Consider the following 24,386-nt stretch of genomic DNA (forward strand, 5'->3'; position numbering starts at 1 on the left):
ATGCAAAACAATGAATAAGGAGGTTGACTCTATGGAGTTTACAATATATGTAGTTGAAGATGATGATGCGTTATATGAAGCATTAAAAACAGGACTGGAAGCTTGGGCATTTCAAGTTACCAGACCGAATGATTTTAACGACGTCATGCGTTCGTTCCTTGATCAGCAACCTCATCTCGTTATTATGGACATCACACTTCCTAAATTTGATGGTTTTCATTGGTGCAGGGAGATTCGCTCCGTATCCGAAGTACCTATCATTTTCTTATCCTCTCGCGATCATCCTTTAGATATGGTCATGGCGCTCAATATGGGAGCGGACGATTTCATCCAGAAACCTTTTCATACAAATGTACTGTATGCCAAAATCCAGGCTGTACTTCGCAGAACTTATGCTTATGGAGAAAGCCAGACCGATATTCTGGAATGGAATGGTGCCTTGATTGATCTGAAACGAGGTACTATTCGAAGATCAGACGAGGAGGCTGATTTGACAAAAAATGAATTTTTTCTGTTAATCACGCTCGTGAAAGCCAATAATGCGGTTATCTCGCGTCATGACTTGATACGCAAATTATGGGAAGATGAACAGTTCGTGAATGATAATACCCTTACTGCAAATATAACCCGTCTGAGGCAAAAGTTGGAACCACTTGGACTATCAGACGCAATCGTTACAAAGAAAGGAATGGGTTATATGGCCATCAGTTTATAGGAGGAATAGGTATAGTGTTCATGCGTTACATGGTTTCAAGAAAAAGCTGGATCTTGTTGTTTGTTGGCTTACTAGGTTTGACCGATTTACTAATCTTACTTGAACAAGAATTGAGAGTTGAATTCACCTCTCTTCTCTATTTAAATGCTCTGTATCTTATTGGGTTTCTTCTGTTTTTTCTATGGCGTTATAAGAAAGAAACAAAATATATTACGGCGATTGCCAAGCTGCAGGAAGTCATGACCTCAGACTGGTTTGAAAACCTGCCTGAACCTGACAATGAACTGGATAGGGCTACAAACGAGTTGCTGAGAGAGACTGCTTATCAGTTCAAACGTAAACTATCCCAGTTTAAGGAAGCTCAATTGATTGAAAATGATTTTGTGGCCTCTTGGATCCATGAAGTTAAGACTCCTCTTACCGCGATGAAACTAATTTTGGACACGAGACCGAGTGATCCAGACATGCGCAGAATTGATTCTGAATGGCTGCGGATTCATTTACTAGTAGATCGTCAGTTACATATGACACGTCTACCCGCTTTGGAATCGGATTATAGGCTTGAACGAGTTTCCATACATCGTCTTGTTGCAGAAGAGATTCGTGAACTGGCTCCTTGGTGCTTGGAGAAAAACTTGGAAATCGGTATCGAAGGTGCGGATGCCATGGTTGTCACTGACCGCAAATGGTGCCGCTTTATCATCCGTCAGTTATTGACCAATGCCATTAAATACAGTCCCCCGGATAAATCTCTTACATTCCAAACAGACGTGACGAAAAAAAATAATGTTATCTTAGACTTGATTGATGAAGGTCCGGGGATACAGCCACATGACCTGCCACGTATCTTTGATAAAGGATTTACAGGCGAAAATGGACGGATTCATAACGCAGCTACCGGATTGGGACTCTATCTTGCCCAAACTGTAGCGGGTAAAATGGGTATAACGCTTCAGGTACAACCTGTCCAGTCGCAAGGTACGACGATGCGAATGACTTTTACGGATCCCAATACGTTTGAGACAATCCGAAGAGGACAAGAGGAAAATATTCCGTTATAAACAGTCAAGATTAATCTTGGCTGTTTTTTTGTGAACATGACAATCCTGTCACCTTCCTATTCAACTCGTCACCCAAAACGTGCGACAAGTTGGGGGATACAAAGTAGACTTAACCTACAATCAAATTTTGGGAGGTACAACATGAATGAATGGAGTGAACAAGAAACAGTTTTACACGCCCGCAACGTCCACAAATCATATGGTTCAAAGGGTGGTGCCCAACAGGTTCTAAAGGGAATAGAGTTACGTGTTCTTCGCAAAGAATTTGTTGGAATCATGGGGCCCTCCGGTTCTGGTAAGACAACATTGCTTAACGTTCTTGCAACTATTGATCGGACTACCGATGGCACGATTTTAATCGAAGAGGAAGATATCTCTACCATGAACAATACCGCCCTTTCTGCTTTTCGGCGAAAAAAACTTGGATTCATCTTTCAGGACTACAACCTGCTTGATACCTTGACGGTAAAGGAAAACATCCTCCTGCCATTATCCCTTAGCAAAATAAGTAAAGAGCAGGGAGAGAGCGAATATATAGCCATTGCAGAAGTGCTTGGCATCGATGAATTATCACATAAATACCCCTTCGAAATATCAGGTGGTCAAAAACAACGCACTGCGGCTGGACGGGCCCTCATCCATCAGCCTTCCATCATCTTTGCAGACGAGCCTACGGGAGCACTGGATTCCAAATCCGCTTCATCGTTATTGTCAGTAATGGAGGAGGTGAACCGGAAACGGAAGGTCACGATTATCATGGTCACACATGATCCAGTCGCATCCAGCTACTGTAACCGCGTGGTGTTCTTAAAGGACGGGAAGATTTATTCCGAACTGTATCGGGGAGAGAAAACCAGACAGTCGTTCTTCAAAGAAATCATCGATGTGCAGGCTGTTTTAGGGGGCGACCATATTGACAGTATTTGATTTAGCACTACGCAGCATGCGGCAAAATGTGAAGCATTACTATTTATATTTCTTCGCACTTATTTTCAGTTTGAGTCTGTTCTTCGTCTTTGCTTCTTTGCAGCATGATCAGCAGGTTCAGGCGATGATGGATTCAAGTGATAAATTTCTGGTAGCTTTTCAGTCTGCAGCAATCCTGCTTTTTGTGATTATTGTAATCTTTACTATATCATCTAACCAAATTTTTCTACGCCGGCGCAGCCGTGAAATCGGATTGTACCAGCTCATCGGTCTATCCAAAGGCTGGGTTGCCCGTTATTTAGTCATAGAGAATATACTACTCGGTTTTGGTGCACTCATTGCAGGAATTATCTGTGGAGCATTGGTAGCCCGTTTGTTTGTCCTTATTCTAATGAAATTGCTCCGTTTGGATGGGATGCCTGCGATTGACTTTTCATTACCTGCAGCCTTCGATACGGTAATTGTCTTTGTTCTTGTCGTTGTTATTACTTCTATTCAAATCATATACATGATATCTCGCAGTACACTATTAAATTTGTTTCAAGCAGATCAGCAACCTGACTTATCCAACCAGCATCCGTCAATCCGAGCATCTATTCTTACGGCTAGTTATGCCGTGCTTGGTATTGTACTGCTTGGATATGGCTATGAATTATCAGGTCGGATGGTAGATGAGCAATTAGTCTTAAATTCATTCCTGGTACTTGTTTCTACTATTGCAGGAACATATATATTGTTTCGTGTGACGATCAAATGGTGCTTCTCCTGGCTTCGCAAACGAAAAAACGGTCATCTTGGCTTGTATAATAGCCTGTCACTTGCTCCACTGATGCACCGGATGAAGGGTAATGCCAACTCGCTCACCTTAATTACAGTGTTGTCAGCTTTAACCATTACTCTGGTTACAATGGCCTATTCTATTTACTACTCCACGGAGAATACGGTCCGTATGGAGATGCCTTATGATTTCTCATTTGAAAACAGGAAGATGGATGCACAGTCGTTCATAACCGAGCTTGAGTGGGAAGGAATTAACTTCAGCTACCTACCCATCGAGGCCGTCCGGACTAAAGGTGTTATTCTTAATCCACTTGATGAATCCAGCTATATCGAGACAAACCTGTTGTGGCTTCCAGCCGAACAGCTTCAAAGGACAGATAAAAAGCTGCCCGTGCCTTCAGACGGCGAAGCGGTAGAATACAGCGTAACTGCTTATACTGCTTTTGATGACAGTGATTTCTCAAAGCGTTACCCAACGAAAATTGAACTGATAACAGAGGGGCAGACGGTTAGTTATCCGTTAAAAGAACTGGTCGTGGCAAATCTCGTGAATTCCGATATATCCGGCAATCAGATTTTAGTGTCTGAACATACGTTAAGAGAAATTGAGGATAGCATGTCCAGGACTGCCGGTTATGAGAAAGTACAGATCGATACGTATCGTATATTAGACAAAGGAGATCTTGCGTTAGCTTCCTCCCTTTATCAGAAATATAATCCTGACGAACATTTTACGACCGACTTCTATTCACGATACAGACAGATGATTGAGATTTCCGGATTATTGATTTTTATCGCTGCCTTTCTGGGACTTGCTTTTCTGGCCTCTACCGGCAGTATCCTGTATTTTAAACAAATGACTGAGGCGGAGCAGGAAAAACAGAGCTTCAAGACGCTGAGGCAGCTCGGATTTGACGAGAAGATGATTATGAAGGGCATTGTGCGAAAGCAGATGGTTGTGTTTCTTCTCCCGTTATTTATGGGTGTGCTGCATTCGATCTTCGCAGTTAAAGCGGCTTCGTTTATCATTATTTCGGACATTACTATTCCAACGATAATTTCGATAGGAGCCTATGCAGCCATCTATTTTCTGTTCGCACTTTTCACTCTAGGTTACTATCGGAAAATTGTTAAAAACGCTATGTTGTAACACTATTTTTCAGGAGGTGCATGATGAAAAAAACAGTTATTTTTATATTCATTATCGTCATTATCTGCTCGGGCTTATATATAACATTCAAACGGGAGTTTGATCAGTTCAACCCGTTATATAAGGAACAATATGTATACGCAGTAATCAATAAACCAGCCGAACAGGAAGGTAAAAATGAATGGATCCGCTACAGATATAATCTGACCGGTTATACAGAACAGGGACAAAAGAAAAAGATAACTTTCTCTTCAAGTAAAGAACTGGAGCAGGGCACGTATGTGAGTGTGCTTGCCAAGGGATCTTACACTAAAAAATGGATATTAATTCAAAGGGATGACATTCCGGATAATGCGATTAATTCAATAAATTCCACTAATTAGATCATGCTTAAACTGCGACTCAAAGTAGCTATGGTGGCTATTTTGAGTCGCTATTTTATTTTGATTTTGCTTGAAAATATCCTAATCGCTAGTAGGTAAACATCAATCTCTGATCTAATTAAGCTATCGGGTAAGTACCTATGATAGAATTAGTAAGGTTTAAAATGAAGCAATCGTGGGGGAACGGAAAAATTGAACAAAACGGAACGGCAGCTTGCAATCACGCTTGAATTACAGCGAAGCAAAACACTTAGAGCAGAAGATTTAGCTTCTCAGTTTGAGACAAGTGTGCGTACGATATATCGGGATATTCAAGCACTAAGTGAGGCTGGGGTGCCAATTATAGGAGCACCTGGTCAGGGTTATTCCCTTATGGAAGGATATTTTCTGCCCCCGGTCAGCTTTACAGCAGAAGAGGCAGTATCCCTGCTAATGGGGGCTGATTTTATTGAGCAGAGGTTGGATACAGATTACGGTTTTAAGGCTAAGTCGGCTCAACGCAAAATTGAGGCCATTTTACCGGAATCTGTTCGTAACGAGTCTATACGGGTTCGGGAAACGATGCGACTTCTTCATACAGGTGAACCGTTAACTGATGAGATGATTAAAACGTATCTTAACCAAATACGTAACGCCATTTTGGAACGGCGTAAGATCAGTTTTATGTACCACAAAAAAATGCCGGGAACGGATGGCACTCGGAAAAATAAGCGTGAAGTTTCTCCATATGGACTGACGCTGGTTCATGAAAATTGGGTTCTAATCGCACGCTGCGACTTGCGTCAGGATATACGTCATTTCCGCTTGTCCCGGATGACCGGACTTTCCGTTTTGGAGGAACACTTTCTTTTGCCGGATGGGTTTGACCTGAGCAGCTATCGACCTCCTGACGACCGAAACAAGCGAGTCTTAATCCGGGCAAACCCTGAAATAGCCGACAAGATTATCGAGGCGGTTCATTTTTATATTGAATCCATAGAGGACCACAATGAAGGTGTGAAATTCCACTTTCGTGTCCGGTATCCAGAGGAACTATTGCATCATTTTCTTGGCTGGGGTGGAGATATTGAGGTAATTGAGCCGAAGACTCTGCGTTTCCGAATTCAAGAAGTTGCGACAAACATTCTAAAGCACTACTGACATACCCTTGTCAGTAGTGCTTTTTTATACTGTGGGTATACCCAAAATAAAGAGGAGTCGCTTGAAGGATGAGAAACTTCAGTAGAAAGTGTCATCATTTTTTACAGTTGGATCGATTGAAAAATAATTTAGAAATTGAATTTGGATAGAGAGTAGGGACAGTATAATGTCGATGATAAAAAGTCAGAAAAACAGATATTGGATTGGTGTTGTGTCGGCTTCTCATGTGAATGCAGCAGTAGAGGGTGGGTTCGCTCAGATGTGTCACGGCAAGTCAGCCCCCTTACGTCAAATGGCACCAAATGATTGGCTGATATACTATTCTCCACGTTCAGACATGTCAAAAGGGAAGCCACTTCAAGCGTTTACCGCAATTGGTCAGGTTGTGGATGACAGAATTTACAAACATCAGATGTCAGAATCATTTGTACCCTTCCGTCGTGATGTCCGTTATTTTCCATGTCGAGAAGTCAAGATTGCATCTTTGTTAAACCAACTCACTTTTACACGCGAAAATCGGAATTGGGGATTTATATTTCGCCGAGGTCATTTTGAAATTGGAGCTGAGGACTTTAAGACGATTGCTGTTTCAATGCTAGTAGAGGAATATTTGGAAGATAATCTTCTCCCAAAAGTGTCCTGGAATTAGACAATTCCGCTGCGATAAAGCTCTCGAGAATATTTAAGCAAGCAAATAAACGGCCATGATCTGGAATTTCAAAGGATACGGGCCGTATGATTTGCTTGAATATATTTACCGATTTGAGAAAAGTATTTACCCTGATGCACCTCTATTTCAGCTCCCTTTCTGACTGACTTGGATAAATTTCCAGTAACAAAATGATTGTCAAAATAAAAAAAGTATGATAATTTAATGTCTGTAACCGGTTACACATAGAGGAGAACAAGCTTATGAAAACAATTAAAGACGTAGCTAATCTGGCTGGCGTATCGGTAGCCACCGTATCTAGGGTCATTAATGACAGGGGTTATGTTCATGCGGATACCCGCAAGAAAGTAGAAGATGCCGTGAAGGCGCTTAACTTCTCCCCCAATGAAGTGGCTCGCTCATTATATAAGCGTAAGTCCAAACTGATTGGTCTGCTGCTGCCGGATATTGCAAACCCTTACTTCCCGCAGTTGGCCCGCGGCGTAGAGGATCGGATGCAGGAGCAGGAATTCAGACTGATTTTCGGAAATAGCGATGAGGATGAACGGAAGGAACAGGACTACATCCAGACGTTTATCCAAAATAACGTGGTGGGTGTGATCTCTTCAACGAACTATCCTCATTCTTCAATATATGAAAACCTGAAGATTCCGGTTGTGTTTCTGGACAGGACTTCACTGGATAGTCCATCCGTGTATGCGGACGGTCGAGAGGGCGGACGACTGGCTGCCAGAGAGATCATCAAGCGCGGAAGCCGGCGGATTACGGTTATGCAGGGACCTTCACATATCAGGCCAGCACAGGATCGTTTCGAAGGAGCCATTGAAATCATCCGGGACGCCGGTTTGGATTACCGCGTAATCCAGACGACCTCTTTTTCTTTTAACGAAGCCGGGTTATGGGCAGAAGAGCTATTCAGAAAATACTCAGACACGGATGGGATCATTGCCAGTAATGACATCGCGGCCATGGCGGTACTGCATGAGGCAGCGCGAATCGGACGAAAGATTCCCGATGACGTGCAAGTGATTGGCTTTGACGATATTCCGATGAGCAGCTTGTTATCGCCGGGATTATCCACCATCCGTCAACCGGCATATGAGATGGGAAGAGAAGCGGCGGGATTACTTATCGGGCTTGTGGAACAAGCTCCAATTGAGAATAAAAACATACAGTTACCTGTTGGGTTTATCGAACGGGGCACAACGAGAAAGGTGAGTTCAAATGGCTAAAATATGCGTAATCGGCAGCAGTTCCATGGATCTGGTCGTTACTTCTTCAAGACGCCCGGGGGCGGGGGAAACCGTGCTTGGCGACAGCTTTAAAACCGTACCAGGTGGCAAGGGAGCCAATCAGGCCGTTGCTGCGGCAAGGCTGGGTGCCGAGGTTGCGATGATCGGCCGGGTAGGCGACGACGCTTTCGGTACAGCCATTTTAAATAATCTAAAAGCAAATGCTGTAAATACGCAAAATGTGAAACCGGTTACACATTTAGAAAGTGGAACGGCTCATATCATACTTGCGGAAGGTGATAATAGTATCGTAGTCGTCGAGGCGGCAAATCGTGAAGTCACTCCTGCTTATGTCGATCAAGCGGCAGAGGTGATTCGCAGTGCCGATATCGTGCTGATTCAACAGGAAATTCCGGAAGAAACTGTGGTTCATGCTAGCGCAATGTGCACTGAGTTTGGAACACCACTGCTGCTTAACCCGGCTCCGGCGAGAAGATTGCCGCAGGAAGTCATCGACAATGCTGCATATATTACGCCGAACGAGCATGAAGCCGCGATTTTGTTTCAAGGCATGAGTCCTGGAGAAGCATTGCGCCAATATCCAAACAAGCTGTTTATAACGGAAGGCAGTAATGGTGTTCGTTATTTTGATGGAGCGCAGGAAATCGTTGTACCTACTTATAAGGTGGAGGCAGTGGATACTACCGGGGCAGGGGACACGTTCAACGCCGCATTTGCGGTCGCTCTGGCCGAAAGGAAGCCTCTCCAGGAGAGCATACGTTTCGCCAATCGTGCTGCATCGTTGTCCGTGACCAAGTTCGGAGCGCAGGGCGGCATGCCGACGAGAGATGAAGTGGAGGAGAGTTTGTCATGAAAAGAAACGGCATGCTGAATAGTCACATTTCCAAGGTACTGTCTGATTTGGGTCATACGGACATGATTGCCATTGCGGATGCTGGCCTTCCCGTTCCTGAAGGAGTAGTCAAAATCGATGTGGCTCTGAAGTTGGGAACACCAACTTTTCAGGAAGTTGTGGAACTGATCGCAGACGATATGGTCATTGAGAGAGTGATTGTGGCAGAAGAAATCAAGGAAGGCAATCCCGAGGCATTGCAGTTCATTTCGGACAGATTCGGTGAGCATGCCGTAGATGCTTCCATCAGCCACGAACAATTCAAAGCACTAACCCGGCAGGTGAAGGCAGTCATTCGCACAGGTGAAGCTACACCATACGCCAATTGCATTTTACAATCGGGTGTCCATTTCGGTTAAAAGGGGGTTGCATTATGCACATTCAGATGCAAAACATTCATAAAGCATTTGGCACCAATCAGGTGCTGAGCGGAGTGGATTTCGAACTGAAGGAAGGCGAGGTTCATGCCCTGATGGGTGAGAACGGAGCCGGTAAATCCACACTGATGAACATTTTGATCGGACTCCATCAGCGTGATCAGGGGACCATCTCCATCGACGGACAGGAAACCTATTTCGGCAGTCCGAAAGAAGCAGAGAAACAGGGCATCGCTTTTATCCATCAGGAGCTGAACGTTTGGCCCGAAATGACGGTGCTGGATAATCTCTTTATCGGCAAGGAATTGACATCGTCCTTCGGACTGCTGAATACGAGACAAATGAAAGCGCTCGCTTCAGAGCAATTCGCCAAGCTGTCCGTGCAAGTTCCGCTTGAACGGCCAGCAGGAGAATGCTCTGTCGGACAGCAGCAGATGATTGAAATTGCCAAGGCGCTGATGACCAATGCCAAGGTTATTATTATGGACGAACCGACTGCTGCACTTACGGAACGCGAGATTCAAAAGCTGTTTGGCGTCATTACTTCGCTCAAGAAGAATGGGGTATCCATCGTATATATTTCTCACCGAATGGAGGAGATCTTCACCATTTGCGACCGGATTACGGTGATGCGGGACGGCAGAACGGTGGATACACAACCGATTCCGCAGACAAGCTTTGATGAAGTGGTGCGGAAAATGGTTGGTCGGGAGCTTACAGAGCGATATCCGGCCCGGAATCCTTCGTATGGTGAAGTCGTTTTGGAAGTTCGGAACGCAAGCAGTAAAGGGTTGTTTCGGGATATCAGCTTCACCGTGAGAGCGGGGGAAGTTCTTGGTTTCTCGGGTCTGATGGGCTCGGGAAGGACAGAAATCATGAGAGCGATCTTTGGTTTGGATGCGATGGACAGTGGCGAAGTCATCATCCGTGGGAAAAAGGCAAACATTCGCAAGCCGGCAGACGCGGTCAGACATGGCATCGGTTTTATTACGGAAGACCGTAAGGATGAAGGCCTGGTGCTTGATTTCTCCATTCGCGAGAACATGGCGCTGCCGAATCTGTTTAGCTTCTCAAGCAAAGGATTTATCTCGGCTTCGAAAGAACAGGATTTCGTCGATACCCTGATCAAGCGTCTGCAGATCAAGACACAATCCTCGGAAACGGCGGCCCGGAATTTGTCAGGGGGCAACCAGCAGAAGGTGGTTATCGCCAAATGGGTTGGGATCGGTCCGAGCGTACTCATTCTGGATGAGCCAACGCGCGGGGTGGATGTAGGAGCAAAGCGCGAAATTTATCAGTTGATGAATGAACTGACAGACCGCGGCGTTGCGATCATTATGGTATCTTCGGAGCTGCCCGAAGTGCTCGGCATGAGCGACCGAATTGCGGTTGTGCATGAGGGGCGCATCACTGGCGAGCTGGCCAGGGAAGAAGCAACGCAGGAAAACATTATGACATTGGCCACAGGGGGACAGTGAAATGACAACATTACAGGAAAACAAAACTGCCAAAAGCGGCTTCCGCTTATCAAACGTGACACAAAAATTAGGGCCATTGCTCGGTTTGATCATTCTTATTCTTATCGTATCGATATTAAATCCAAGCTTCTTGGAACCGCTTAACATCTTGAACCTTTTGCGCCAGGTCTCGATTAACGCGCTGATTGCTTTCGGCATGACGTTTGTTATCTTGACAGGTGGTATTGATTTGTCAGTCGGCTCCATTCTAGCTCTATCCAGTGCCTTTGTAGCCAATATGATGTTATCCGGACTTGATCCGATATTGTCCATCATTATCGGGGTAGCACTCGGCGGTGTCATGGGTATGGTGAACGGATTGATGATTACCAAAGGGGGAATGGCGCCGTTTATCGCCACATTGGCGACGATGACGATCTTCAGGGGGTTAACGCTTGTGTATACAAACGGTAACCCGATTACAGGATTGGGCGACAGCCTGCTGTTCCAACTGTTTGGACGTGGTTACCTGCTTGGCATTCCGGTACCTGCCATAACGATGTTGATTACCTTTGTAATTTTGTGGACCATTCTGCATAAAACGGCCTTTGGCCGCAAAACGTATGCCATCGGCGGCAATGAAAAAGCATCCATTATCTCGGGTATCAAAGTAACGCGTGTGAAAATCATGATCTACTCCCTGGCAGGCATGCTCGCAGCCCTGGCAGGTGCGATTCTGACATCTCGCCTGAATTCAGCGCAACCAACGGCGGGTACGTCCTATGAACTTGATGCCATCGCGGCTGTCGTACTTGGCGGTACAAGCCTTTCGGGTGGACGCGGACGAATCATCGGCACATTGATCGGTGTTTTGATTATCGGCGTGCTGAATAATGGATTGAACCTGCTCGGAGTGAACTCTTTTTATCAAATGGTTGTGAAAGGCGTCGTAATTGCCATTGCCGTCCTGCTGGACCGCAAGAAAACGGCTTAAGGAGAGAAGCGAATATGAAAAAATGGACTTTAACGCTCGTAAGCATGCTGATGATTATCGTTCTGGCTGGGTGCTCTTTGGAGCCGCCGGGTTGGGCTAAGCCTGACTCCGCTGGAAGCAATGGAGAGAAGAAAATCGGACTGTCGATTTCTACACTTAACAATCCATTTTTCGTCTCATTGAAGGACGGGGTAGTTGCCGAAGCGAAAAAACAAGGGATTCAGGTAATTGTGGTTGATGCTCAGAACGACTCGGCCAAACAGACGAATGATGTGGATGATCTGATTCAACAGGGAGTCGATGCACTCCTGATCAACCCTGCAGACTCCGCGGCGATCTCCACGGCGGTTCAATCCGCCAACAGTGTGGGCATTCCAGTAATTACGCTGGATCGCTCTGCCGATAAAGGCGAGGTAGCGGCCCTTGTCGCATCCGATAATGTTAAAGGTGGACGAATGGCGGCGGAATACTTCGTTGAACAGCTCGGCGAAGGCGCGAAAGTGATTGAACTTGAGGGTGTGCCGGGAGCTTCTGCAACGAGAGAACGGGGACAAGGATTCCATGAAGTGGCCGACCAGAAACTTAACGTGGTTGCCAAACAGTCTGCCGATTTCGATCGCTCCAAAGGCTTGAATGTAATGGAGAACCTGCTCCAGGGCAATCCTGACGCACAAGCGGTATTTGCTCATAACGACGAAATGGCACTTGGCGCGATCGAAGCGATTCAAAGCTCCGGCAAAGACATTCCGGTCATCGGATTTGACGGGAATGATGATGCAATCAAATCCATTCAGGACGGAAAGTTGACCGCCACAGTTGCTCAGCAGCCGGTTCTGATTGGCCAGCTGGCAGTGCAAGCTGCTCTCGATGTACTGGATGGTAAGCAGGTAGAGAAATCCATTCCGGCTGAATTGAAGCTGGTGACCAAGGAAAACGCAAACAACTAGTATTTAAGACATCCCGCTTTGGCTCAGCGCCAGGGCGGGATTCTTTTTTATGCTCGGTTCCAGTTGGTGATACCTCCGAATTCCACTTGTTCGGAAGACGGAATAGAATATTAAATGACATCAAGTTCTTGTCCCGTGTTGGTGGACTAAGAACTGATGTCATTTCCGTTCAGATACGTATCATATATTTTTTTGAATACTAAATGCAGCCTTTAAAATCATCACACTTTGCACTCATTTGCTTGCTTTTTCGTATATCTCATCTGAAACAGGTTCCAACCATTCTGGCGTACCTGCCGTGATGGCAATGTGTTCGAACCAGCTATCTTTTGCTGCCCCATGCCAGTGTTTGACACCATCATGAGTGACAACAACATCGCCAGCGGTTAGGAATTGGGCAGGTTTCCCTTCCTCCTGATACCAACCTTCTCCGCCAGTAACCAATAATAGTTGAAATCCATCTCGATGGATATGCCAATTATTTCGACATCCTGGCTCAAAGGTCACATTCCCAACACCGACATTCACTTTGGGATCAGCGATCAATGTTTTGAGATAGCTTTGTCCCACGAAGTATTGTGCGTATGCTTCGTTTTTCTCTCCGATCGGAAAAATAGTGCCATTTTTGACTGCTTCGTGCTTTGTCATTTCTTGATTCCCTCCAATGGTTTTACTCCAATTATCTAGTTATATTCGTTTTCGGTAATTACTTCATTGATGCAGGCTAGTGCATTTAGCATTCTAGGAAAGCCGATATAAGGAAGACATTGGGTTATGGCAGCAATTAATAGCTCTTTATCATTGCCCACATTTTTGTTTCCCTGTACATGTGCCCTAACTTGACTTTCAGTACCACCCAATGCACTGATTATGCAAAGTGTAAGCAGCTCCCGTGTTTTCAGATCAATTCCACTGCGGGTATAGAAATCTCCGAAGCAAAAAGCAGACAGATAGTCCTGTATGTGTCCTTGATTTGGTGGTGAACTTTCGCGCATTTTTACGATCACATCACCGAAAATTTCCTTCTGTACCTCAAGTCCTCTATCTAAACGATGCTCTTCATCGACAGTTTTCTGGCTTTCAAGCGGCAATGAAATACATTTGGATTTGAACACTTCATTCATTTCTGAAATAGCATTCAACGTTTTGGGGAATCCAATGTAAGGAGCGCACTGGTAAACGGCTTCTTTCATTTCAATCGGTGACAGTCCGACGTTCAGAGCTGCGCTAATATGTGCCTTGAACTGAGGTATAGTCTGATTGGTGACATGTACGGCCAAAGTTATTAGTTCACGTTGCTTATCGTCTAAGGGTCCTTGATTATACACCTCACCATAGACAAATCTGTTTAAAATATCATGAAAATCAGGATCTGTGAGATTCAGACCTGTTTCGTCGTTACCAAATAGCTGCTGGAACTTTTCCTGGGACTTGCTGGCTCGATCCATAGTTTGCCTCCCTAATCCTTATCATTGTCCAAGGTTGACATACCAAGGATGAATTGCATATGGATGCGATATCGCACATCTGTGTATAATATAAGTCGCAAATAGAATCACTACAATAAACAAATGGCCAGGAATCGTGCCATTTGGCACATTTTGATGAAATCGTGTCATAAAACCTGTGGAAAGTTTGGTGTGATTGGAATGGGTGTTAAGGATAGAAGAGTCGTAAAATCTCAAGAAGCAATAAAAAAGGCTTTAATCGAGCTGATGTCCGAGAAGGATTTTGACCATATAACGATCCAAGACATATCGGATCAAGCCAATGTTGGCCGGAGAACGATATATCATCATTACATGGATAAATTTGATTTGCTCGATAAGCTTATAGAAGAACATATCCATGAACTAAGAGCGTTGTGTGAATCAGCATCTGAATTGTCATTTGAGGAGGGTAATTTGATATGGTTTGAATACTTTGAAAAGAACTATACGTTTTTCTCAACGTTGTTGACGAAAAAAGGAGCACCCCTATTTCGGGGTCATTTTCTGAAATTTGTTATGGAGGAGTTGGAAGGAGAAGTAGATGTAACCAAAGGCATAAACCAAGGATTAAGCAAAGAATTGCTCCTTAGGTTCTTTGCGGCAGCTATCGTTGAAATCATAGAAGCCTGGTTCACAAGTGAATTACACGAGCCCACGCATGTCGTAGCAGAGCAGGTAGGATCTTTGTTAGATCGGAACCTGACCATTATCTAATCCGTGAATGAAGATTTAGAACATCGATAAATTCGAAAAAAAAGGATATTAGTTCTTATACAAGTAGTACATCAAAATAGATGTTGACCTAGAGTTAGATCGAAGTGGTACGGTAAAAATACTTACTACTCTATAAAGAAAGTTGAAGGGAGAACGCAATGAGCAAAGATATCTTTGAGAGAGATCGTTCAGGAGAAATCATTTCAATCAGTGACCCTGACTTTTATAAAATTGCCGAAGCTATTGAACGTGCACAAAAGCTAATTGCAGAATTAAATACGGGGTACCATAACACCAATAAAGTTAGGGATTTATTTAGCCAGTTAACGGGAGAACAAGTGGATGAAACGTTTGAACTGCTGCCACCGTTCTACACCGATTATGGTCAAAACATTCGAGTGGGAAAAGAAGTATTTATCAACCAGGGCTGCACGTTTATGGATCGAGGTGGCATAACCATTGAAGATCATGTGTTGATTGCTCCCAAAGTCAATCTTGTCACCATTAATCATCCAATCTCACCATCCCAAAGGAGATCCACCGTTTCAACTCCCATCGTCATCAAAAAAAGAGCCTGGATTGGCATTGCAGCAACCATTATGCCGGGTGTAACCGTCGGTGAGAATTCCATTGTATCCGCAGGGGCGGTAGTCACAAAAGATGTGCCTGACAACACGATTGTGGCTGGTATACCGGCAAAAGTGATAAAAACCATAGAAGAATAACCGATATGAAGACGAGTTTTTGTACATAAGAGCAAAAACTATCTCCTATTCCAAGTCACTAAACTAGGTATTTTTTTCGTTTTGAAGGGCGGTTTGGGCCGGGATTTTCTCCAGGTAGTCTCAAACATCTGGAGGCGGAAGACATGCGAAAATAGGGTAACGTCTCAGCCGTGCAGCGCGGGAACTAATTGATTGGAAGCTTAATGTCAATTAGCGTTCCCCAGCCGGGCTTGCTCTTGATGCGAAGCTCGCTTTTATGACCGTAAGCAAGCTGTATTCTTCTCTGTGTATTAATAAGGCCGATATGTTTCGCATCCGTCGAATCACCAAACAACTTCGTGCGAAGCTCGACCATTCTCTCCTCCGATATACCGTTGCCGTTGTCAACGATGGCCAAGCGTAGGCAATTGCCACAGCGCTGGATTTTGATCTTGACCGCCAGCTTCTGATCCGAACGACTCAAGCCATGCTGTAGGCTGTTCTCGATCAGCGGCTGGAAAATCAGCTTGGGCACCTGGTACTTCTCTAGTTCAGCGTCGTACTCCCACCAAATGTCGAATCGCTCCCCATATCTTGTTTTCTGAATCGCTGTGTAGCTCTTCGTATTGGCGATCTCCACGTTAAGCGGCACGAGTCCATTTTGCCCGTCCAGGGAATACCGCAATATATCGGACAAATGCTCCACGATGCTCGTTAGCTCATTCGGACCTTCTGTATATCCAGCTGCCTTCCAATGTATCGTCTCCAACGTATTATAGAGAAAATGAGGGTTGAGCTGCGATTGTAGGGCGGCGAACTGGGCGGCTTGCGTTTTATATTGGCTCTCCGAAAGTTGAACACGCATGTAGTTGTGCTTAATAAAATTTTGCAGCAAGCTGCGGATGATTTGGCTGTAAACGCTGTTTCCCTTAGTGCGGTGTAAAGGGAGCGGCTTGCCTTGTTCTGCGGCGCCCAGAATGGACATGATGATCTTGAGGTCCAAGTAATTCTTCTTCGTCAGATGAAAGGCTAGCAGAAGCGCTGCAAGCAACGCCATGACCATCAGCACAGCTCCGATGCGAAGCAGGCGATGAAGTGCGGTGTACAGGGATTGCTTCGGAGTGACGGAGATGAATGTCCAGTCATAGGTCTTGGAGTAAATCATGTTGATCAAGGCTTCATTATTGGGAGTTTGCGTCGTAATAGAGTTGCTTTTACTCGAAATGACCTGTTCCATTTCCTCGGGGCTTAGCTCGTACCGGGCGTTATTGCGGAATATAACAGAGCCCTGTTGATCGACAACGGCGAGCAATTGCCCTTTTGCGGTAGCGAGATCATTCAGCCTGCGTTCAATGTACTCCCGCTTGATATTAAGAACAATAACGCCACGGGTATCGTCGGACACCTTGAAATTGCGGTACATGGTAATGACATCTGCATATTCGATCTCTTCGTTCAGATTATAGCGCGGAACCGCCCGGCTTTCCGTCCAGATCCCTTCGTGATGTTCATACTTTAGATAGGTGTCATACCATAAGCGGTCGGGATCCTCTCCGAGCTCGATGAAACCTCCGGTAACGGAAGAAATGTAGCGCTGGTTGTCGTTATTTAGATAGATATAGATGGAATCAATATAGGGGCTGGCAATGGAGGGCGAATCGATAAAGTTTTTCAGGACGGCCAGTTGTTGGTAATCCTCTGCCGATGGCAGGGGCTTATTCAGCATGCCCTTCAGGTTCATGAACTGGGTCGTGCTGGCGATGATATGCAGGTTCAGGGAGTTCTGTTCATTGAACAGAAGTTCAATGTTTTCCTTGGTCTGCTTAAGCATGTTCATATTGTTGCTGTTAATTCCGTGAACGACGTACTGCTGGATCAGGAAGGCGGACAGAGCACCGAGAACGACGAGCGGGATAAGCATGGGCAAAAGGAAGGTCAGCAGGTTTTTGATGAAAAAGCGGACGGTGGTCGTGATCATAAGTTATTCCTCGTTCCGATATTCTCTGGGAGTCATGCCGAAAAAGCTCCGGAACATCCGCGTGAAATTCTTTGCGTTACTGTACCCGACAATTTCGCTGATCTCGTACGTCTTGCAGTAGGTGGTCTTTAGAAGCTCGGCCGCACGCTGCATGCGAAGCTTCGTCACATAATCCGAGAAGTTCTCGCCGGTCTTGGTCTTGAAGTATTTGCTTAAATAGAAGGGGTTAAGAAAGACATGCTTTGCGGCGTTCTCCAGGGTGGCGGCGGACAAGTTATCCTGCAAGTAAGCCTTAACCTTCTCGATGGTCTGGTCCGCCAGGCTGCTCTCTGCGGTCGATGCAGAGGGGGGAGAGACAGGCATTCTTGCATTGTCCATTTCGCTTCGGAGATGTCCGAACACTTCGGCAATTTCCGTATATTTAGTAGGTTTTGTCAAATATCTCTTGACTCCATACTGTACGGCCAACTGCGCGTATTCGAATTCTTTGAAGCCGCTTAGAAGAACGACCTTGACCTCCGAGCCTTGTCGGTATAGTCGTTCTGCAACATCAATGCCCGACAGGGAGGGCATGCGGATGTCACAGAGAAGCACATCCACAGGCTGCTCCTGGATAAAGGCGAGTGCACCCTCACCGTCGCACGCTTGCCCGACAACTTGATAACCGAATTCATGCCATGGGAAATAGTTACTTAGACCGTTGCGAATTTCGCTCTCGTCATCGGTGATTAGAAGATTGTACACGGCCCACACTCCCTTCTTTTTTATTAATTCTTAAAATTTGATACCTTTCTGGTCTTACAGAGGCATTGATGCCAAGAAATGATTCCAAAAGCTGATGTAAAGTGTCTTTAATTAATCGTCATATTGACGTTAAATAAAGTTACAAGAAAAGAAACATGATTGAAATGTTGGGGGGCGTTCACAAGAAAATGAATATCATATTTGAAATATAGCATAAGTGTCCTGTGAAAAATATGTAGGTTTCCCCAAGGGAAGAGAGAAAAAAGTGTGGAATTTCACAGTTCCCTCCATAAAAGAGATTTGTGAGACAATTTATATGTAAACAAATATAACATATAAATGCTTAGTGGCAGATTGAATATTGAGATAAAGGAGGGGTTGCGCATGCTGCTTGAGCTTAAGGACGTAAAAACCGTTTTTAAAACGGACAAAGGAGAAGTCACTTCGGTGGACCGGGTTAGCTTTAAGCTGGATAAGGGGGAGACCATCGGCATTGTCGGTGAATCGGGCTGCGGTAAGAGTGTTACTTCCCTCTCGATCATGAGACTGCTCGGCAAGAACGGCAGCATCAGGGAGGGGGAGATTCGGTTCATGGACAGGGATCTCGCGAAGCTGCCTGAGGCCGAGTTGCGCTTGATTCGCGGCGGAGACATTGCGATGATCTTTCAGGAACCGATGACCTCACTCAATCCGGTGTTCACTATTGGGAATCAATTGACGGAAGCCATCCGGCTGCATACCGATTTGAGGGGCAAGGCTGCTGAAGCATACGCAGTCGAAATGCTTGAAAAGGTCGGTATTCCCCGCCCTGAAGCGATTATGAAGAGCTATCCGCACTCTCTATCCGGGGGAATGAGACAGCGGGTGATGATCGCAATGGCACTGTCCTGTAAACCAAAGCTGCTCATCGCCGATGAGCCTACGACTGCACTGGACGTGACGATTCAGGCGCAAATTCTGAATTTGATGAAGGAGCTCCGTGAAGAGATGGGTGCCTCGATTATGCTCATCACCCATGATCTCGGCGTTGTTGCGGAAATGGCGGACAAGGTTGTGGTCATGTACGCCGGTCAAGTGGTCGAGGAGACTGACGTGTTTACCCTGTTTGAGAAGCCGCTTCATCCTTACACGCAAGGATTGATGAGATCCATTCCCCACATTGAAACCGATGCCGAGGAGATGCTGGCCTCCATCCCGGGTGCGGTTCCTCCACTTACGAACATGCCGAAAGGCTGTCGATTCCATACTCGATGCGAGTTTGCCGGAGGGAAATGTCTATCCGAAGCGCCGACGCTGCTGCCGGTTCAGGAGGGTCACCAAGTGCGCTGCTGGATGGCACAGGATCCAGGTGCCTGGAAGATGCGGGAGGAGGAAGCCATATGACGCTTGCGCAACGCAGAGTGGCCCTAGAACCTCTACTTAAAATCGAAGGCTTAAAGACGTACTACCCCATCAAACGAGGATTGCTGTCCCGCACAGTCGGAAGTGTCAAAGCAGTGGACGACATTTCGCTGGAGCTGTATCAAGGAGAGACGCTAGGACTTGTTGGCGAGTCGGGCTGCGGCAAGTCCACTATCGGACGGAGCATCATTCGACTTGAGAATCCAACGGAAGGCAGAATCTGGTTTGAAGGGAAAGAAATTACGACAAGCACAATGTCAGACCTCCGCGGGGAACGGACGAAAATGCAGATGATTTTTCAGGACCCCTACTCCTCTCTTAATCCCCGGATGCGGGTGCAGGAGCTGCTCGCCGAGCCGATGCGGGTGCATGGTTTGGCCGGTGGAGGAGAGCTGGAAGCAAGAATAGATAACCTTCTTGACACGGTCGGCATTCCCCGCAGCTACAAGCAGAGATTCCCTCATGAATTCTCAGGCGGTCAGAGGCAGCGCATCGGCATCGCCCGCGCACTTTCCCTGAACCCGAAACTCATCGTGTGCGATGAGCCGGTATCCGCGCTCGACGTCTCCATTCAGGCGCAGATCTTGAACCTGTTGAAGGAGCTGCAGCGGGAGCTCGGACTCTCCTATTTGTTCATCGCTCACGGTCTCGGGGCGGTTAAGTACATCAGTACCCGCATCGCTGTAATGTACCTTGGCAAGGTGGTTGAGATCGGAACGAAGGAGCGGATCTTTGCGAGCCCGCGCCATCCGTATACCCAAGCTTTGCTCAATGCTTATCCGGTACCGGATCCCCTCAAGCGTGGACAGGAGAGAATCGTTCTTCAGGGAGATGTGCCAAGCCCCGCTAGTCCGCCGTCAGGCTGCCGATTCCATACCCGTTGTCCGTTCGTCCAAGCAAAGTGCAAGGTGGAGGAACCTCTTCTGCAAAGAGGAGAACACGCAGCAGCTTGTCATTATCCACTGACTTCCGGCTAAATCGCAAGAGAGGAGAAAGAATATGCTTACTTACGTCATTCGCCGCATTCTGATTGCGATCCCTGTCTTGTTTGGCATTACGATCATCAATTTCGTCATCATCAACCTTGCGCCGGGTAACCCGATCGACATGTACATGACGCCGGACACACCTCCGGAGCTGCTCGAGCTACGTAAGGAGCAGCTTGGATTGAACGATCCGATTATCATTCAATATTTCAAATGGCTGGGACAACTGCTGTCCGGCAATCTCGGCTACTCCTTCAGCACAAGCGAATCCGTTGTATCGCTCATCGGTGAGCGTCTTGGGCAGACGGTGCTGCTCGGCATCTGTGCTCTAATTATTGGCCTATTGATCGCGCTGCCAATCGGTATTATGAGCGCGGTCCGGCAAAACTCGAAATTTGACTACCTCATGACAGGACTCTCGTTCGTTGGAACCTCGATTCCCCAGTTTTTCCTTGGTCTCGTGTGCATTTATATTTTCGCTGTTCAACTGGGCTGGCTTCCCGTCGGCGGAACGGAGGATCTTGGTGGAGGAGGAGGGTTCGGCGACCGAATTAGTCATTTAGTGCTTCCTTCCATAGCACTGGCTGTCGGTATTGCCGGACGCAAAGTGCGCTATATCCGGGCCAGTATGCTGGATGTACTGAAGCAGGATTACCTGCGAACAGCGCGAGCCAAGGGGCTCAAAGAGTTTTTTGTCACCAACAAGCATGCACTACGCAACGCACTGATTCCGATCATTACCGTTGTCGGGATGGAAATTCCGATGCTCTTCGGGGGAGCCGTCATTGTCGAGCAATTGTTTCAATGGCCGGGCATCGGTCAGTTGACCATTCAATCGATCATGTCCCGCGACTATTCGACCATCATGGGCCTGAACCTGGTCGCTGCCATGATCGTACTGGCAGCCAATCTGCTCACGGATATCTTCTACTCGGTAGCCGATCCTCGCATCCAATATCATTAAGTTAAGGCTTATTACCACGAATTGAACACGAATGAGAGGAGGCGGACTCGATGTCTGCTGTACAAACCCCAGTCGCCAGAGGAGTCATTCTTCCCATTCAACAAGAAAAGCCCGAAGGCGTCTTCCGGCAAATGGCCCGGCGTTTCCTGAAGCATCGGCTGGCCGTCGCCGGGCTTGTCGTTACCTTGCTGCTTATCCTCATCGCCATCTTCGCCCCGTGGCTATCCCCGCATAGTCCTTATGCGGTAACCGCCGAATTTTCTGCCGCGCCTTCATCTTCCCATTGGCTTGGAACCGACCAGGTGGGAAGAGACGTGCTGTCCCGCCTGCTATACGCGACGAGAGTCGCTGTCACGGTCGGGTTCGGAACGGTCGCTCTGTATGTGGTGTTCGGAACGATCATCGGTCTTTGGTCCGCTTATGTTGGCGGCTGGGTCGACATGATGGTCATGAGAATTACCGATATGTTCATGGCATTCCCCTACATGATGGTTATTCTCGTTGTTGTCAGTGTGCTTGGACCAACACTCTGGACGCTCGTGCTTGTTCTTGCTCTATTCTCCTGGCCGTCCATCGCCCGACTTGTCCGGGGAAGCGTATTGACGCTTAAGCAAATGGATTACGTTAAAGCCGGAGTCGCCCTGGGGCTCAGTACGCCGCGCATCGTCTTCCGTCACATCCTGCCGAACGCGCTGGCTCCGATCATCGTGAATGCGACCTTTGGTGTTGCGGCGGCAATCATGGCGGAGTCCGGGCTGAGTTTCCTGGGCATGGGTGTACAGCCGCCGACCGCCAGTTGGGGCAATATGCTGACGGACGCTCAATCCATTAGCGTCATGACCGACCAGCCCTGGCTTTGGCTGCCTCCCGGGATCATGATTCTGGTGACGGTGCTCGCCATCAACTTCGTAGGTGACGGGCTGCGCGACGCACTCGACCCTAAACAATAAACCACAGGCATCTGTCAAATATGGCATTCTAAAAGATAATTAGGTGGAGGAGATCAGATGAAAAGGGTGCGTAAAGCTTGGATTTGCGGAGTATTAACATTATTAATGGTATTGGTCACGGCCTGTGGTTCGAATTCTGGCAGCAATACAACATCGTCTCCGGGGTCGGATGGCGAGAGTGCTTCTGCTTCCGGAGGCTCCGATCAGCCTCTGTATATCGGTCTTGTGAATCCGGTGACAACATTCGATGTCTTCAATTTGGACAATGCAGGTGTCTTCGTTAACTCGTTGATGAGCGATACGCTTGTTGCCATGAACAGCGAATATGGATTTGATCCGAAGCTTGCTGAATCAATCGAAACGACGGACAACCAGAACTTCACCATCAAGCTGAAAAAGAACGCCAAGTGGAGTGACGGGGAACCGTTCACAGCAGACGACGTCGAGTTCACGTTCCGCATGTTTACGGACGTCAACGTGAAGACGCTCCTCAACATGACGTTCGTCACTGGACTGAACGAAGCCGGTAAGAGAGAGGAGGGGCAAACGGAGCTGGGATTTTACGAGAAGGTTGATGATTACACTTTTGTTATCAAGACGAAAAACCCGATGGAGACGAATCAATTCAAGAGTCAATTCGGCACGTACTTCCGCTTTCTGCCAGAGCATGTGTTGAAGGACGTAGCCCCGGTGGACCTGAACAAGAATGAATTTATGATGAATCCTACGGTCACCAACGGTGCCTACAAGTTCGTCAAATTCGCCAAGGACCAGTACGTTCAACTGACCGCGAACGAGCAATATTACGAAGGTGCGCCGAATATCAAGGATATTTACATCAAGATGATGCCAGCGACGAATCTGGCAGCGCAGCTCCAGACAGGCGACATACAGTTGACTTCTCCGGGTGTAGGTCTCATTCCGGTGCAGGATTTTGACAAGGTAGCCAATATGGCGAATGTGACCACGGGCTACGGCGATGCGAACAATCCGAACATTATGTTCATTAATACGAAGAAATTCCCGGATCCAAAAGTGCGGCAAGCAATCGCTTATGCCATGAACCGCCAGCTTATTGTAGATCAATTGCTCAAAGGACAAGGCGAACTCGTGGATGGCATGCTTGGCCAAAACCACCCTTACTACAATAAAGATATACCACTGTACAGCTACGATCCGGAGAAAGCGAAAGCACTGCTGGAGGAAGCGGGCTGGGACTTCAACCAGACGATTGAATTCGTCGTACCGACAGGCAACAAGATCCGTGAGCAAGCATCTGACATCATTGCCGAGAACCTGAAAGCAGTCGGTCTGAAGGTACAAGTAACAAAGCTCGATTTTCCGACAACCTATCAAAGAGCACTTAAGCACGATTATGACTTGACGATAATTAATCTCGGATTCATTCTCGATCCGAACTCCGTGCTAGGGCTGTTCAAGACAGGAGTCAGCTTCAATATCGCAGACTATTCGAGCGCCGAAGTCGACGAGCTGCTGGTCCAAGGAGCGGAGGAGCTGGAGCCATCCAAGCGTTTCGAGATTTACAAGCAGGTTCAACAAATCCTGCACGACGATGTTCCGGTTATCGCTCTGTTCGCTGACAAGCAAATGTATGCTGCGGCCAAAAATCTAGACCTTGGCAAAGGCCTTGAGACCAGTACGGTTGGCCTGACGAACAATGTCGCCAAGTGGACGTTCACCCCATGATC

General features: G+C 46.8%; 24 protein-coding genes. 20 read left to right on the plus strand and 4 right to left on the minus strand.

What is annotated here, in order from left to right; translation table 11 throughout:
* Positions 1-31: 31 nt before the first annotated feature.
* The 13 genes from AB3N00_RS00800 to rbsB all read left to right on the plus strand — a co-directional run bounded on the left by AB3N00_RS00800 (position 32) and on the right by rbsB (position 12,746).
* Positions 32-715, plus strand: a complete 684-nt coding sequence (locus AB3N00_RS00800; RefSeq protein WP_413032847.1) for a response regulator transcription factor — start codon at positions 32-34, stop codon at positions 713-715.
* Positions 716-735: 20 nt separating this feature from the next.
* Entirely contained in the window at positions 736-1,776 is a 1,041-nt protein-coding gene (locus AB3N00_RS00805) for a sensor histidine kinase (RefSeq protein ID WP_413035152.1), read from the plus strand.
* A gap of 141 nt (positions 1,777-1,917) precedes the next feature.
* On the plus strand, positions 1,918-2,703 hold the full coding sequence (locus tag AB3N00_RS00810) for an ABC transporter ATP-binding protein (protein WP_413032848.1): 786 nt from the start codon (positions 1,918-1,920) through the stop codon (positions 2,701-2,703).
* Positions 2,690-4,633, plus strand: coding sequence for an FtsX-like permease family protein (locus tag AB3N00_RS00815; RefSeq protein ID WP_413032849.1), 1,944 nt, complete (start codon positions 2,690-2,692; stop codon positions 4,631-4,633). The genes AB3N00_RS00810 and AB3N00_RS00815 overlap by 14 nt, the downstream gene beginning before the upstream one ends.
* Before the next feature lie 23 nt (positions 4,634-4,656).
* Entirely contained in the window at positions 4,657-5,016 is a 360-nt protein-coding gene (locus AB3N00_RS00820) for a YxeA family protein (RefSeq protein WP_413032850.1), read from the plus strand.
* Positions 5,017-5,208: 192 nt separating this feature from the next.
* On the plus strand, positions 5,209-6,156 hold the full coding sequence (locus AB3N00_RS00825) for a helix-turn-helix transcriptional regulator (RefSeq protein ID WP_413032851.1): 948 nt from the start codon (positions 5,209-5,211) through the stop codon (positions 6,154-6,156).
* 166 nt (positions 6,157-6,322) lie between these two features.
* On the plus strand, positions 6,323-6,805 hold the full coding sequence (locus AB3N00_RS00830) for an EVE domain-containing protein (RefSeq protein ID WP_413032852.1): 483 nt from the start codon (positions 6,323-6,325) through the stop codon (positions 6,803-6,805).
* A 263-nt stretch (positions 6,806-7,068) separates the two neighbouring features.
* Positions 7,069-8,058 (plus strand): LacI family DNA-binding transcriptional regulator, encoded by a 990-nt coding sequence (locus AB3N00_RS00835; protein WP_413032853.1) that lies wholly within the window; start codon positions 7,069-7,071, stop codon positions 8,056-8,058.
* On the plus strand, positions 8,051-8,932 hold the full coding sequence (gene rbsK / locus AB3N00_RS00840) for a ribokinase (protein WP_413032854.1): 882 nt from the start codon (positions 8,051-8,053) through the stop codon (positions 8,930-8,932). The genes AB3N00_RS00835 and rbsK overlap by 8 nt, the downstream gene beginning before the upstream one ends.
* Positions 8,929-9,330: a D-ribose pyranase gene (gene rbsD / locus AB3N00_RS00845; RefSeq protein ID WP_413032855.1), complete on the plus strand. Its 402-nt coding sequence runs from the start codon at positions 8,929-8,931 to the stop codon at positions 9,328-9,330. Before rbsK ends, rbsD begins: the two co-directional genes overlap by 4 nt.
* Before the next feature lie 14 nt (positions 9,331-9,344).
* Positions 9,345-10,826, plus strand: a complete 1,482-nt coding sequence (locus AB3N00_RS00850) for a sugar ABC transporter ATP-binding protein (protein WP_413032856.1) — start codon at positions 9,345-9,347, stop codon at positions 10,824-10,826.
* A 1-nt stretch (position 10,827) separates the two neighbouring features.
* Complete coding sequence (locus tag AB3N00_RS00855) at positions 10,828-11,799, plus strand: ABC transporter permease subunit (RefSeq protein ID WP_413032857.1); 972 nt, start codon at positions 10,828-10,830, stop codon at positions 11,797-11,799.
* Positions 11,800-11,813: 14 nt separating this feature from the next.
* Positions 11,814-12,746 carry a ribose ABC transporter substrate-binding protein RbsB gene (rbsB, locus tag AB3N00_RS00860; protein ID WP_413032858.1) on the plus strand — a complete coding sequence of 311 codons (933 nt, stop codon included), beginning with the start codon at positions 11,814-11,816 and terminating at the stop codon, positions 12,744-12,746.
* Between the two features lie 234 nt (positions 12,747-12,980).
* Here rbsB and AB3N00_RS00865 read toward each other — a convergent pair whose 3' ends face one another.
* Both AB3N00_RS00865 and AB3N00_RS00870 read right to left on the minus strand, forming a co-directional pair.
* On the minus strand, positions 12,981-13,394 hold the full coding sequence (locus tag AB3N00_RS00865; protein WP_413032859.1) for a cupin domain-containing protein: 414 nt from the start codon (positions 13,392-13,394) through the stop codon (positions 12,981-12,983).
* Positions 13,395-13,429: 35 nt separating this feature from the next.
* Entirely contained in the window at positions 13,430-14,194 is a 765-nt protein-coding gene (locus AB3N00_RS00870) for a carboxymuconolactone decarboxylase family protein (RefSeq protein WP_413032860.1), read from the minus strand.
* 156 nt (positions 14,195-14,350) lie between these two features.
* On the opposite strand from AB3N00_RS00870, the gene AB3N00_RS00875 reads away from it, so the two are divergent.
* Positions 14,351-14,950 carry a TetR/AcrR family transcriptional regulator gene (locus tag AB3N00_RS00875; RefSeq protein WP_413035153.1) on the plus strand — a complete coding sequence of 200 codons (600 nt, stop codon included), beginning with the start codon at positions 14,351-14,353 and terminating at the stop codon, positions 14,948-14,950.
* 158 nt (positions 14,951-15,108) lie between these two features.
* Positions 15,109-15,675, plus strand: a complete 567-nt coding sequence (locus tag AB3N00_RS00880; protein ID WP_413032861.1) for a sugar O-acetyltransferase — start codon at positions 15,109-15,111, stop codon at positions 15,673-15,675.
* A gap of 184 nt (positions 15,676-15,859) precedes the next feature.
* Here AB3N00_RS00880 and AB3N00_RS00885 read toward each other — a convergent pair whose 3' ends face one another.
* Both AB3N00_RS00885 and AB3N00_RS00890 read right to left on the minus strand, forming a co-directional pair.
* Positions 15,860-17,632, minus strand: coding sequence for a sensor histidine kinase (locus AB3N00_RS00885; RefSeq protein WP_413032862.1), 1,773 nt, complete (start codon positions 17,630-17,632; stop codon positions 15,860-15,862).
* A gap of 3 nt (positions 17,633-17,635) precedes the next feature.
* Positions 17,636-18,376, minus strand: a complete 741-nt coding sequence (locus AB3N00_RS00890; RefSeq protein WP_413032863.1) for a response regulator — start codon at positions 18,374-18,376, stop codon at positions 17,636-17,638.
* Between the two features lie 378 nt (positions 18,377-18,754).
* On the opposite strand from AB3N00_RS00890, the gene AB3N00_RS00895 reads away from it, so the two are divergent.
* The 5 genes from AB3N00_RS00895 to AB3N00_RS00915 are packed head-to-tail and all read left to right on the plus strand — an operon-like array spanning position 18,755 to position 24,384.
* Positions 18,755-19,759, plus strand: a complete 1,005-nt coding sequence (locus AB3N00_RS00895; RefSeq protein ID WP_413035154.1) for an ABC transporter ATP-binding protein — start codon at positions 18,755-18,757, stop codon at positions 19,757-19,759.
* Entirely contained in the window at positions 19,756-20,754 is a 999-nt protein-coding gene (locus AB3N00_RS00900; RefSeq protein ID WP_413032864.1) for an ABC transporter ATP-binding protein, read from the plus strand. Before AB3N00_RS00895 ends, AB3N00_RS00900 begins: the two co-directional genes overlap by 4 nt.
* A gap of 22 nt (positions 20,755-20,776) precedes the next feature.
* The gene (locus tag AB3N00_RS00905; RefSeq protein ID WP_413032865.1) at positions 20,777-21,727 is read left to right on the plus strand and encodes an ABC transporter permease; all 951 of its coding nucleotides are present in this window, start codon (positions 20,777-20,779) and stop codon (positions 21,725-21,727) included.
* 50 nt (positions 21,728-21,777) lie between these two features.
* Entirely contained in the window at positions 21,778-22,677 is a 900-nt protein-coding gene (opp4C, locus tag AB3N00_RS00910; protein WP_413032866.1) for an oligopeptide ABC transporter permease, read from the plus strand.
* A gap of 57 nt (positions 22,678-22,734) precedes the next feature.
* Complete coding sequence (locus tag AB3N00_RS00915; RefSeq protein WP_413032867.1) at positions 22,735-24,384, plus strand: ABC transporter substrate-binding protein; 1,650 nt, start codon at positions 22,735-22,737, stop codon at positions 24,382-24,384.
* Positions 24,385-24,386: the final 2 nt, after the last annotated feature.

The organism is Paenibacillus xylanilyticus (assembly GCF_047246825.1).
Lineage (GTDB): Bacteria > Bacillota > Bacilli > Paenibacillales > Paenibacillaceae > Paenibacillus > Paenibacillus xylanilyticus_B.

What these genes read in the sequence shown, in the direction of transcription:
- AB3N00_RS00800 (WP_413032847.1), top strand. Translation starts at nt 32, where the DNA reads ATGGAGTTTACAATATATGTAGTTGAAGATGATGATGCGTTATATGAA.
- AB3N00_RS00805 (WP_413035152.1), top strand. Translation starts at nt 736, where the DNA reads ATGCGTTACATGGTTTCAAGAAAAAGCTGGATCTTGTTGTTTGTTGGC.
- AB3N00_RS00810 (WP_413032848.1), top strand. Translation starts at nt 1,918, where the DNA reads ATGAATGAATGGAGTGAACAAGAAACAGTTTTACACGCCCGCAACGTC.
- AB3N00_RS00820 (WP_413032850.1), top strand. Translation starts at nt 4,657, where the DNA reads ATGAAAAAAACAGTTATTTTTATATTCATTATCGTCATTATCTGCTCG.
- AB3N00_RS00830 (WP_413032852.1), top strand. Translation starts at nt 6,323, where the DNA reads ATGTCGATGATAAAAAGTCAGAAAAACAGATATTGGATTGGTGTTGTG.
- AB3N00_RS00835 (WP_413032853.1), top strand. Translation starts at nt 7,069, where the DNA reads ATGAAAACAATTAAAGACGTAGCTAATCTGGCTGGCGTATCGGTAGCC.
- rbsK (WP_413032854.1), top strand. Translation starts at nt 8,051, where the DNA reads ATGGCTAAAATATGCGTAATCGGCAGCAGTTCCATGGATCTGGTCGTT.
- rbsD (WP_413032855.1), top strand. Translation starts at nt 8,929, where the DNA reads ATGAAAAGAAACGGCATGCTGAATAGTCACATTTCCAAGGTACTGTCT.
- AB3N00_RS00850 (WP_413032856.1), top strand. Translation starts at nt 9,345, where the DNA reads ATGCACATTCAGATGCAAAACATTCATAAAGCATTTGGCACCAATCAG.
- AB3N00_RS00855 (WP_413032857.1), top strand. Translation starts at nt 10,828, where the DNA reads ATGACAACATTACAGGAAAACAAAACTGCCAAAAGCGGCTTCCGCTTA.
- rbsB (WP_413032858.1), top strand. Translation starts at nt 11,814, where the DNA reads ATGAAAAAATGGACTTTAACGCTCGTAAGCATGCTGATGATTATCGTT.
- AB3N00_RS00865 (WP_413032859.1), bottom strand. Translation starts at nt 13,394, where the DNA reads ATGACAAAGCACGAAGCAGTCAAAAATGGCACTATTTTTCCGATCGGA.
- AB3N00_RS00870 (WP_413032860.1), bottom strand. Translation starts at nt 14,194, where the DNA reads ATGGATCGAGCCAGCAAGTCCCAGGAAAAGTTCCAGCAGCTATTTGGT.
- AB3N00_RS00875 (WP_413035153.1), top strand. Translation starts at nt 14,351, where the DNA reads ATGAAATCGTGTCATAAAACCTGTGGAAAGTTTGGTGTGATTGGAATG.
- AB3N00_RS00880 (WP_413032861.1), top strand. Translation starts at nt 15,109, where the DNA reads ATGAGCAAAGATATCTTTGAGAGAGATCGTTCAGGAGAAATCATTTCA.
- AB3N00_RS00885 (WP_413032862.1), bottom strand. Translation starts at nt 17,632, where the DNA reads ATGATCACGACCACCGTCCGCTTTTTCATCAAAAACCTGCTGACCTTC.
- AB3N00_RS00900 (WP_413032864.1), top strand. Translation starts at nt 19,756, where the DNA reads ATGACGCTTGCGCAACGCAGAGTGGCCCTAGAACCTCTACTTAAAATC.
- AB3N00_RS00905 (WP_413032865.1), top strand. Translation starts at nt 20,777, where the DNA reads ATGCTTACTTACGTCATTCGCCGCATTCTGATTGCGATCCCTGTCTTG.
- opp4C (WP_413032866.1), top strand. Translation starts at nt 21,778, where the DNA reads ATGTCTGCTGTACAAACCCCAGTCGCCAGAGGAGTCATTCTTCCCATT.
- AB3N00_RS00915 (WP_413032867.1), top strand. Translation starts at nt 22,735, where the DNA reads ATGAAAAGGGTGCGTAAAGCTTGGATTTGCGGAGTATTAACATTATTA.